An 11,764-nucleotide genomic window follows, 5' to 3' on the forward strand; every position below is an offset into this window, starting at 1 on the left:
GGGGGGAGGGTGTGCATGAGGCGGGCGCGGGTGGTGATGAGGTGGGCGGCGTCGGTGAGGGTGAGGATGCCGGCGCAGTGGGCGGCGGTGATTTCACCGATGGAGTGTCCGATGAGGAGGTCGGGGGTGATGTGGTGGTGGGTGAGTTGGTGGAAGAGGGCGGTGCCCAGGGCGAAGAGGGCGGGCTGGGTGTAGTCGGTGCGGTCCAGGAGGGTGGCTTGGGGGGTTCCGGGGTGGGAGAAGATGATGTCGCGCAGGGGGTGTTCGAGGTGCTGGTCCAGGGCGTGGCAGACCTCATCCAGGGCGTCGCGGAAGACGGGGTGGGTGTCGTAGAGGGCGCGTCCCATGCCGGGGTATTGGCAGCCCTGGCCGGGGAAGAGGAACACGGTCTGCGTGGTGGGGGTGGTGGGTGTGGTGATGAGTGCGGGGTGTGGTGTGTTTTCGGCGAGGGAGGTGAGTGCGGTGAGGGCTTCGTCGCGGTCGTTGGTGGTGATGACGGCGCGGTGGTCGAAGAGGGTGCGGGCCGCCAACGCGTGTGCGGTGGGTGCGAGTGCGGCGTCGGGGTGATCGCGCAGGTGATCGCGCAGCCGGGCGGCCTGAGCGGCCAGTGCGGTGGGTGTCTTGGCGGAAAGGGACAGCGCGACGTGCCCTAGGGGCGCTTGCGGCGCTTCCTCTTCTGCTGTGGTGGAGGCAAGTGCTTGCTGGAGGATGACGTGGGCGTTGGTACCGCTCACCCCGAACGACGACACTGCGGCGTTGCGGGGCCTGCCCCTGTCCGGCCAGGGTGCTGGCTTGGTGAGCAGGCTGATGTGTCCCGATGCCCAGTCGATGTGGGGTGAAGGCTGATCGGCGTGCAAGGTGGGCGGCAGCTCGTCGTGGTTGAGGGCCTGGACCATTTTGATGATGCCGCCGATGCCTGCGGCGGCTTGCGCGTGCCCGATGTTGGACTTCAACGAGCCGAGGTACAGGGGCTGTTCAGCAGTGTGGTGCTGGCCGTAGGTGTTGAGGAGGGCATGGGCTTCGATGGGGTCGCCCAGGGTGGTTCCGGTGCCGTGTGCCTCGACGGCGTCGACCTGGTCGGGCGTCAGTCGGGCGTTGGTGAGGGCTTGTTGGATGACGCGTTCTTGGGCGGGGCCGTTGGGTGCGGTGAGGCCGTTGCTGGCGCCGTCTTGGTTGACGGCGGAGCCGGGGATGATGGCGAGGATGTTGCGGCCCTGTGCCTGGGCGTCGCTGAGGCGTTGCAGGACGATGACTCCTGCGCCCTCGGCCCAGCCGGTTCCGTCGGCGTTGGCGGCGAAGGCTTTGCAGCGTCCGTCGGGGGCGAGGCCGCCTTGGCGGCTGAATTCGATGAAGACTTCGGGGGTGGCCATGACGGTGGCGCCCCCGGCCAGCGCCATGTCGCACTCACCGTTGCGCAGGGCCTGGCAGGCCAGGTGCACCGCCACCAGGGACGACGAGCAGGCGGTGTCGACGCTGAGTGCGGGGCCGTGCAGGCCCAGGGTGTAGGAGATGCGGCCGGAGGCGACGGCCAGGGCGTTGCCGGTGAGGAGGTGGCCTTCGAGGTCGGTGTCGCCGTGGGCGGCGTAGTGGTTGGGGGACAGTCCGGTGAAGACGCCGGTCTGTGAGCCGGCGAGGGTGGTGGGGTCGATGCCCGCGTCTTCCAGGGCCTGCCAGGTGATTTCGAGCAGGAGGCGTTGTTGGGGGTCGATGGCCTTGGCTTCACGCGGCGAGATGTTGAAGAAACCCGCGTCGAACTGATCCGCGTCGTAGAGGAAACCACCTCGGCGAACCGTGGAGGTTCCCGGCCGGTCGGTATCGGCGTCCGTGTCGAAGAGGCGTGCCAAGTCCCAGCCGCGGTCGATGGGGAAGGGGCCGATGGCATCGCGCCCCTGGGACACCAAGGACCAGAGCTCGTCGGGCGAGTTGATGTCGCCGGGGTAGCGACAGCCCATGCCGACGATGGCGATCGGTTCGCCGGGCCCGGCTGTCGCGGTCGAGGGGGTGCTGGTGTGGTGGGTTGTGGCGTCCTGCTGGGGGGCGAGCTGGAGCAGGAGGTGGTCTGTCAGGTCCTGCGGTGTCGGATGGTCGAAGGCCAGGGTCGAGGGCAGGCGCAGGCCCGTCGCGCGGGAGAGATGATTGCGCAGCTGGACCGTGGTGAGGGAGTCGAAGCCCAGCTCCTTGAACGACTGCTGGGCGGCGATGAGTTCGGGCTCGGGGTGAGCCAGCACCGCGGCGATCGTCGCGCGGACGAGCTTCAACACGTCAGCGGAACGCTCACCCTCGGGTATGCCCGCCAGACGCTCCTTGAGCGACGGTCCGGCGTCACCACCCCCGCGCGGCCCCCCGGTTGGGACAGCGGTGCTCCTCGCGCCAGCTGTGCGCGCGGGCACCGGGACCCGTACGAGATCGCGTAGGAGCGGCGGCAGAGCCTCGTCGCGGGCCAGGGCCCGCAGTGCCGGGGGGCTGACGCGGGCAAGTACCGGAGCGGGTTCCGTCGTGGCCAGCGCGGCATCGAGGAAGGCCAGCGCGTCGTCCGTCGCCAAGGGCGGGAACCCGGAGCGGGTGATGCGGGCGACGTCGGCCTCCGTGAGGTGTCCCGTCATCCCGCTGTGCTCGGCCCACAGGCCCCACGCGAGGCTCGTCCCGGGCAGCCCCAGCGCCTGGCGGTGGTGGGCGAGCGCGTCCAGAGAGGCGTTCGCCGCCGCGTAATTGGCCTGGCCGGGGGCGCCCAGCGTGCCCGAGAGCGACGAGTAGAGGATGAAGGCGTCGAGGTCGAGGTGGCGGGTGGCGTGGTGGAGGTTCCAGGCGGCGTCGGCTTTGGGGTGTAGTACGTCGTTGAGTTGGTCGGGTGTGAGGGTGGTGATGGTGGCGTCCTGGATGACGCCGGCGGTGTGGATGACGGCTCGTAGGGGGTGTTGGGTGGGGATGGTGTTGAGGAGTGTGGTGAGTTGGTCGGGGTCGGCGGTGTCGCAGGCGGTGATGGTGACGTCGGCGCCCAACTCTCGTAGTGAGTCGGCGAGTTGCGTGGCCCCGGGTGCTTGCTGGCCGGAGCGGCTGGCCAGGAGGAGGTGGCGTATGCCGTGCCGGGTCACGAGATGCCGTGCGGTGAGCGAGCCGAGGACACCGGTGCCGCCGGTGATCAGGACCGTTCCGTCAGTCCTGACCGGCGCCGCAACGCTCAGGACGACCTTGCCGATGTGCCGTGCCCGGCTGAGATGGCGCAGTGCCTCGCGGGCCTGCCCGATCGGGAACGTGCTCACCGGCGGCGGCAGCAACGCACCGCTGTCGAACAGGGGGGTGAGCTCTGTCAGGAGTTCATGGATCCGTTCCGGCGCGGTCTGCGTCAGGTCGTACACCCGGTAGTCGACACCCGGGTGCGCCGCGGCCACCTGCCGGGCGTCACGTATGTCGGTCTTGCCCATCTCGATGAACCGGCCGCCGTCGGCCAGCAGCCGCAACGACGCGTCGATGGCGTCGTCGGCAAGGGAGTTGAGCACGACATCGACGCCCCGGCCCGCGGTCCGCTGCCGGAACTCGTCCTCGAAGCCGAGGGTGCGCGACGAGGCGATGCGGTCGTCGTCGATGCTGAGGTCGCGCAGCGCGTGCCACTTGTGGGGACTCGCGGTGGCGTAGACCTCGACGCCCCAGTGCCGGGCAAGGTGCAGCGCCGCCGTGCCCACGCCGCCGGTCGCGGTGTGCACGAGCATGGACTCGCCCGCGCTCACCCGCCCCTTGAGAGCCTCGTACGCCGTCAGATACGCGACCGGAGCGGCGGCGGCCTGCACATACGACCAGGCGTCGGGCATCCGGGCCAGCAGGTGCTGATCGGTTACGGCGACGGGGCCGATGCCCTGCGAGAACATGCCCATCACGCGGTCGCCGGGGGTGAGCCCACGCACCTCAGGGCCGACCTCGGTCACGATGCCGGCGCCCTCGCCGATGACGCCCTCCTGGCCGGGCACCATGTCGAGGGTGACGAGCACGTCACGGAAGTTCAGTCCCGCGGCCCGCACTTCGACGCGGACCTCGCCTGCCCCCAACTGCTCGGTGGCCTCCGGATACTCGACTGCCGTCACCCCGTCGAAGGAGCCCTTGCGGGTGAGGTCGAGCCGCCAGGCGGAGGCGTCGGCGGGCGGAGTGACCGTGGGGCTCGGGAGCCGGGTGAGGCGGGGAGTGTGCAGGGTGCCCTGTCGGACGGCGAGGTGGGGTTCGTCGGTGGTCAGGGCGTGGGGGAGCGCGGCGAGTGTGTCGGGGTGGGTGTCGAGGTCGATGACGGTGATGCGGTCCGGGTGTTCCGTCTGTGCGGTGCGGATGAGACCCCAGAGGGAGGCCTGGGCGGGGTCGGGGTTCTCGCCGGTGTGGACAGTGACGGCGTGCTGAGTGAGCAGGACGAGGTGACTGTCGACGTAACGGTCGTCGACCAGCCACTCCCGCAGCAGCCCCAGGACGCGGACGAGCACCTCGTGGGTCTCGTGCGCGCCGCCGTGCCGGGCGCCGGTGCCGACCGTGAGCGGGGCGAGCACATGATCCGGCACCGCGGTGCCGCCGTCGAGCGCGGCGGCGAGCCCCGTCAGATCCGCGTAGCGACCGTCGTCCGGGACCAGCGTGGCGGCCGGGTGCCCGTCGGAGGAGAGTGCGAGCCAGGCGAGACCCGCCGGTCGCGCGACGGCGGGCGGCGCGGGACGCTCGGTCCAGGCGACTCGGTGGAGCGGGGTGGACGGGGCCGGAGTGGCCCGCGGCCGCAGCGTGACGCCGCCGATGGTGGCGTACGGGGTGCCGTCGGGATGGGCGGTGGTGAGCGTCAGGGTGTGCTCACCTGTGCGGGTGAGCCGGACCCGGAGGGCGATGGCCGGGCGCTGCGGGCTGTGCAGGGTGACGCCTTCGAGAACATACGGCAGGGCGGTACCGGTCTCGCCGCCGGTGCCGTTGTCGGGGTGGAGCGCAAGAGGGTGGAGGGCGGCGTCGAGCAGCGCGGGATGGATGACGTACGCGCCGTCCGTGTCCGCCGCGTCGGGCAGGCTGACCTCGGCGTAGAGGTCGTCGCCGTCGCGCCAGGCGGCGGTCAGCCCCTGGAAGCGGGGGCCGTAGTGGTAGCCGCGCCGGTCCAGAGTCTCGTAGAAGCCGTCGAGGCCTGCGGCAGCCGCGCCCGGCGGCGGCCACGCCTCCGCACCGGCGCCGAGCTGGGACCCGGTGCTCTGCGGGGCATCGGCCGAGAGGGAAGCGGTCGCGTGGTGGGTCCACTCCTCGTCGTCGTGAGCGCGGGAGTGGAACGTGAGTTCACGCCGTCCGGTGCCGTCCGGTTCGTTCTGGGTGGCCAGGAGGCGTAGGTCGTAGGTGGTGTTGTCGGTGAGGGTGAGGGGGGTGTGCAGGGTGAGTTCGTCGATGTGGGGGTGGCCGAGGTGGGTGGCTGCGTGGAGGGTGAGGTCGAGGATGGCGGTGGCGGGGAGGAGTGGGGTGTCGTGGATGGTGTGGTCGGTGAGCCATGGGTGGGTGGTGAGTGAGATCTGTCCGGTGAAGAGGGTGGTGTGTCGGTCGGGGAGGTCGAGGACGGCGCCGAGCATGGGGTGTCCGGCCGCGGCCTGGCCGAGCGCGGTGGGCGAACCGACCCCGTCGGTCGACGCGGTCAGCCAGTAGGAACGGCGCTGAAACGCGTACGTCGGCAGCGACAGCGGCAGCCGCAGTCCGGGACCGCCACTGTTCCGGCCGACCCCCATGGACCAGTCGAGGGTGTGATGGTGGGTGTGGAGCTTGGCGAGCGCGCCCAGGAACGCCTGGTGGTCGTCACGGTCACGGTGCAAAGTGCCGGTGACGAGCGGCGGGACCGGGGCGGCGCGCTCACCTGTCGGAGCTGCCGCGGCGGCGCGCTCCTCCCCTTCGGCCGCTCCTTCGGCCTCCTCCTCGGCACGCGCGTCGATGGTGTCCTGAACGGCCGGGGTGAGCACGGCGTGCGGGCTCGACTCGATGATGGTGAGGAAACCGTCGCCCAGCAGGGCACGCGTCGTGGCCTCCAGCCGCACCGGCCGGCGCAGGTTGCGGATCCAGTACTCCGGGGTGAGCTCGGCGGTGTCGAGGCGCGCGCCGGTGACCGTGGAGTAGAAGGGGATCCGCGCGGGCCGCGGCCTGATGTCGGCCAGCTCGGCGAGGAGTTGATCGTGCAGCTCGTCGATGTGGTGGGAGTGCGAGGCGTAGCTGACCGCGATGCGGCGCGCCGGAATGTCGTTCTCCGCGCAGTGGGCCAGGAACGCGTCGAGGGCGTCGATGTCGCCGGAGATGACCGTGGCGGCGGGCCCGTTGACGGCGGCGACGCCGACTCTGCCCTCCCAGGGAGCGAGCAGCTCCGTGACCCGAGCTGTGCCCAGCGGCAGGGAGGCCATGCCGCCGCGCCCTTCGAGCGCCGTGATGGCCCGGCTGCGCAACGCGATGATCCGCATCGCGTCGTCGAGGTCCAGCGCACCGGCGACATGGGCGGCGGCGATCTCGCCCTGCGAGTGGCCGAGTACCGCGTCCGGCCGGACCCCGTGGGCCTCCCAGTGACGGGCGAGCCCCGTCATGACCGCGAACAGTGCCGGCTGCACGACATCCACGCGCTCCAGGCTCGGCGCGCCCTCCGCGCCGAGCAGGACGTCGGTCAGGGACCAGTCGACGTACGGAGCCAGAGCGAGCTCGCACGCCGCGATGTGTGAGCGGAAGGCGTCGGAGGAGGCCAGCAGCCCGCTGCCCATCCCGGGGTACTGACAGCCCTGGCCGGGGAAGAGGAACGCGGTCTTCCCGGTGGTGGTCTCGCCGGGGGCGGGAGTGGCGCGCCCGGTGGCTAGCGCGGGGTGTGGTGTGCCTTCGGCGAGGGAGGTGAGGGCGGTGAGGGCTTCGTCGCGGTCGTCCGTGGTGATGACGGCGCGGTGCGTGAAGACCGAGCGGGTGGTGAGTGCGTGTGCGGTGGGTGCGAGTGCGGTGTCGGGGTGGTCGCGCAGGTGGTCGTGCAGCCGGGCGGCTTGGGCTGCCAGTGCGGTGGGTGTTTTGGCGGAGAGGGCCAGCGCGATGTGTTCTGCGGGCGGTTGGGGTGCTTCTTCTTCGGCGGTGCTGGTGGTGGGGGTGGGTGCTTGTTGGAGGATGAGGTGGGCGTTGGTTCCGCTGACGCCGAAGGCGGAGACGGCGGCGTTGCGGGGCCGGTTGTGCTTGGGCCAGGGGGTGGCTTTGGTGAGCAGGGAGACGTGGCCGGTGGTCCAGTCGATGTGGGGTGAGGGGTTGTCGGCGTGCAGGGTGGGGGGCAGCTCATCGTGGTTGAGGGCTTGGACCATTTTGATGATGCCGCCGATGCCTGCGGCGGCTTGCGCGTGCCCGATGTTGGACTTCAACGAGCCGAGGTGCAGGGGTTGTTCGGCGGTGTGGTGCTGTCCGTAGGTGTTGAGGAGGGCATGGGCTTCGATGGGGTCGCCCAGGGTCGTACCCGTGCCGTGTGCCTCGACGGCGTCGACCTGATCAGCAGTCAGACGAGCGTCGGCGAGGGCCTGTTGAATCACCCGCTCCTGCGCGGGACCGTTCGGCGCGGTCAGCCGGCTGCTGGCGCCATCTTGGTTGACGGCGGAGCCGGGGATGACGGCGAGGATGTTGCGGCCCTGTGCCTGGGCGTCGCTGAGGCGCTGCAGGACGATCAGCCCGGCGCCCTCCGCCCAGCCGGTCCCGTCCGCCTCCGCGGCGAAGGCCTTGCAGCGCCCGTCCTCGGCAAGCCCTCGCTGGCGGCTGAACTCCAGGAAGACCGCGGGCGTGGGCAGCACGGCGGCGCCGCCGGCCAACGCCATGTCGCACTCACCGTTGCGCAGGGCCCGACAGGCCAGGTGCACCGCGACCAGCGAGGACGAACAGGCGGTGTCCACCGTCATGGTGGGTCCCTGAAGGCCGAGCGTGTACGCGATGCGGCCCGAGGCCACGCTCCCGGAACTCCCCGACAGCAGATATCCCTGGTACTCCGCGGGTGCGTGGGTGGCACGCGGCCCGTAGTCGTGTGCCGAAACGCCCGCGAACACACCGGTGTTGGAGCCGGACACCGTCTCGGAACCCGGATCGATTCCGGCAGCCTCAAGGGCCTCCCAAGCCACCTCAAGGAGCAGCCGCTGCTGCGGGTCCATGGCCTGTGCCTCGCGGTGCGAGATGTTGAAGAAATCGGCGTCGAACTGATCCGCGTCGTACAGGAAACCGCCGGACCGGGTGTACGAGGTGCCCGGGTGGTCAGGGTCCTCGTGGAAGAGACCGTCGAGGTCCCAGCCACGGTTCGTCGGGAACCCCGAAATGGCGTCGCGGCCCTCGGACGTCAACTCCCACAGGTCCTGGGGGGAGTTGACGCCACCCGGGAAGCGGCAGCCCATGCCTACGACGGCGATCGGCTCATGGGCGCTGTCCTCCATGTCCTGCAGGCGCCGGCGCGTCTGGTACAGGTCTGCGGAGACCCGCTTGAGATAGTCGACAAGCTCTTCTTCATTCGCCATCGGAAACCGCCTCATGGGAAACGTGGAGGGTGTCACTGAAGTCGCTGCTGCCACTGAACTCGCTGCTGCCACTGAACTCGCGGTCGATGAACCGGAGTACTTCGTCCGTCGATGCGGAGCGGAGCTCATCGGCCACCTGCTCGCCGGTCGGCTGGCCGGCCTGATGCGGCTGAGTCGCCTGCTCGTTGCCGGGGGGTGAGGCCGCCTCGAATGCTTTGAGCAATGTGCGCAGCTGATCTCTGATCTCCGTACGCAGGGCGCCGTCGGTCTCGGACACCGAGGAGAGCGACAGATCCAGTCGACGGAGATCACCCAGAGCATCCCCCCGGCCGGGGCCGTCGCTGTTGGCGGACGCGAGTTCGGCGGACGCGAGCTGCCGCTGGAGATGACGGGCGAGGGCCGCGGGGGTGGGGTGGTCGAAGACGAGGGTCGCCGGGAGGCGGAGCCCCGTCCGGCCGCCGAGCGCGTTCCGCAGCTCGATGGTCGAAAGGGAGTCGAGCCCCATGTCGAGGAATCCCAACTGCGGTGGGACGTCCGAGACATCGGAGTACGCGAGGATCGACGCCGTGGTCTGCCGCACCAGGCCGAGCAGATGCTGCTGCTGTCCGGCCTCATCCAGCTCGGCGAGCCGGGAGGCGAGGGACTCGATGTTCGTGGCCGCCGCAGGGGAGCCGTTGGCCGTGGCTGAGACTGAGGCTGAGGCCGAGGCGGTCCGGCGCAGGCCGCCGCGGACGAGGTCGCCGAGGAGCGGTGGAAGGCTCCCGTCGTCGGCCTGAGCGCGCAGCGCTGCCGCACTGACCGCGGTACCGATCACCACGGGCTGCTCCGGGACGGCAAGCGCGGCATCCAGCAGATCGAGCGCGTCCTCGGCCGTCAGGGGCGGGAACCCCGTACGGGTGATCCTCGCGACATCCGTATCGGAGAGCTGCCCGGCCATCCCGCGGCTGTCGGCCCACGGACCCCACTCGATGCTGGTGGCGGGCAGGTTCTGGGTGTGGCGGTGGTGGGCGAGGGCGTTGAGATAGGCGTTCGCGGCGGCGTAGTTGGCCTGCCCCGGAGAGCCGACGGTGGCGGCGAGGGAGGAGTAGAGGATGAAGGCGTCGAGGTCGAGGTGGCGGGTGGCGTGGTGGAGGTTCCAGGCGGCGTCGGCTTTGGGGCGTAGTACGTCGTTGAGTTGGTCGGGTGTGAGGGTGGTGATGGTGGCGTCCTGGATGACGCCGGCGGTGTGGATGACGGCGCGTAGGGGGTGTTGGGTGGGGATGGTGTTGAGGAGTGTGGTGAGTTGGTCGGGGTCGGCGGTGTCGCAGGCAGTGATGGTGACGTCGGCGCCCAACTCGCGTAGAGAGTCGGCGAGTTGCGTGGCCCCGGGTGCTTGCTGGCCGGAGCGGCTGGCCAGGAGCAGGTGGCGTATGCCGTGCCGGGTCACGAGATGCCGCGCGGTGTGGGCGGCGAGGGTGCCGGTGCCGCCGGTGATCAGGACGGTGCCCTGAGGGTCCCAGGGTGCCGGTGTGTCCGGGGTGGGGCTGGGAAGCCGGGTGAGGCGGGGGATGTGGAGGGTGCCTTGCCGGATGGCGAGGAGCGGCTCCACGGCGGAAGAGTTTCCGGCCGCCCCGGTCCCTGCCCCGGTCCCTGCCCCGGCCGCGAGCGTGAGAGCGAGGGCGTGCGGGAGCGCGGTGAGGCTGTCGGGGTGCGTGTCGAGATCGACGAGCGTGATGCGATGCGGGTGCTCGGACTGCGCCGTACGGACGAGGCCCCATAGCGCCGCTTGGACCGGATCGGGATCTTCACCGAGGCGTACGGCGACGGCACGTCGGCTGACGAGGACGAGATGCGTGCCGTCGTGACGCTCGTCGGTGAACCACTCCCGCAGCAGGACGAGCGCACGGCTGAGTACGTCCCTGAGCGCGCTGCCGGGTTCAGCGGCGGAAGCAGTGGGGGCGGGCTCCGCTGCGGGCTCGGCGGAGGGAAGCAGGGCGAGGACGGTCCGGGGCGCGGACTCGGGAGCGGTTGTCCCGCTCCCCGCGGTACCGAGCACCGCCGAGAGTTCGCTCAGGTCCGCGTACCGGCTCTCGGCGGCCACCAGCGAGGTGAGCGGGCCGCCCGCGTTGTCACCGAAGGTGAGCAACGCGTCGGGGCGCACGGCAGCGGGAGGCACCGGCACGGTCGTCCAGGAGACCTGGCGGAGTGTCGCCCGCGTGGGGGCGCTCTGCGGGCGGAGCGTGAGTGAGCTGATCGAGACGACCGGCGAGCCGGACGTGTCCGTGACGCTGAGGGCAAGAGTCCGCGGCCCGGTCTTGGTGAGACGGACACGCAGCGCGGATACGGCGCCGGTGGCGCCCGGGGTGTGGAGCGTGACGCCCTGGAAGACGTACGGCAGGGACGTCTGACTGGTGGCGCCGGAAGCGCCGTCCTCGGGATGCAGGGCGAGGGGGTGGAGGGCGGCGTCGAGGACCGCGGGATGGATCCCGTACGCGCCCTCGGCTTCCGGACTCGCCTCGCCGCCCTCGCCGCCCCCGCCGGTCGCGGCGCGCGGGTCGATCTCGGCGTAGAGGTCGTCGCCGTCGCGCCAGGCGGCGGTCAGCCCCTGGAAGCGGGGGCCGTAGTGGTAGCCGCGCCGGGCCAGGTCGTCGTACGCCGACACCAGATCGACGGCCGCAGCGCCGGCGGGCGGCCAGCTGGTCGAATCCATCGAAGGCTGAGTTGAGTTGGACGGTTGCTCGTCGGCGGTGACGACGACGGTCGCGTGGTGGGTCCACTCCGTGTCGTCCGCGGAACGAGAGTGCAAGGTGAGTGCGTAGGACCTGTCCGGTTCGTTTTGGGTGGCCAGGAGGCGTAGGTCGTAGGTGGTGTTGTCGGTGAGGGTGAGGGGGGTGTGCAGGGTGAGTTCGTCGATGTGGGGGTGGCCGAGGTGGGTGGCTGCGTGGAGGGTGAGGTCGAGGATGGCGGTGGCGGGGAGGAGTGGGGTGTCGTGGATGGTGTGGTCGGTGAGCCATGGGTGGGTGGTGAGTGAGATCTGTCCGGTGAAGAGGGTGGTGTGTCGGTCGGGGAGGTCGAGGACGGCGCCGAGCATGGGGTGTCCGGCCGCGGCCTGGCCGAGCGCGGTGGGCGAACCGGAGGCTTTCGTGGTGGGCGGGGTGATCCAGTAGGGCTGGTGTTGGAAGGGGTAGGTGGGGAGTTTGGTGTGGGGGTTGGGTTGGCCGGGTTGGTTGGTTGGGTTGGGTTGGTGGGTGGTGTGGTGGTGGGTGTGGTGGTGGGCGAGGGTGGTTTGGAGGGTGTGGTGGGGG

The 11,764-nt window shown here is 70.8% G+C and carries 2 protein-coding genes; both read right to left on the minus strand.

Annotated elements, in window-relative coordinates:
• Nucleotides 1-8,480, minus strand: an 8,480-nt coding sequence (locus tag ACGFX9_RS38300) for an SDR family NAD(P)-dependent oxidoreductase (RefSeq protein ID WP_393484514.1), incomplete at its 3' end; no start/stop codon positions are given.
• A partial coding sequence (locus tag ACGFX9_RS38305; protein WP_393484516.1) for a type I polyketide synthase occupies nt 8,470-11,764 on the minus strand: 3,295 nt, incomplete at its 5' end. The genes ACGFX9_RS38300 and ACGFX9_RS38305, both read right to left, overlap by 11 nt.

Source organism: Streptomyces sp. NPDC048436 (assembly GCF_043200355.1).
Classification (GTDB): Bacteria; Actinomycetota; Actinomycetes; order Streptomycetales; family Streptomycetaceae; genus Streptomyces.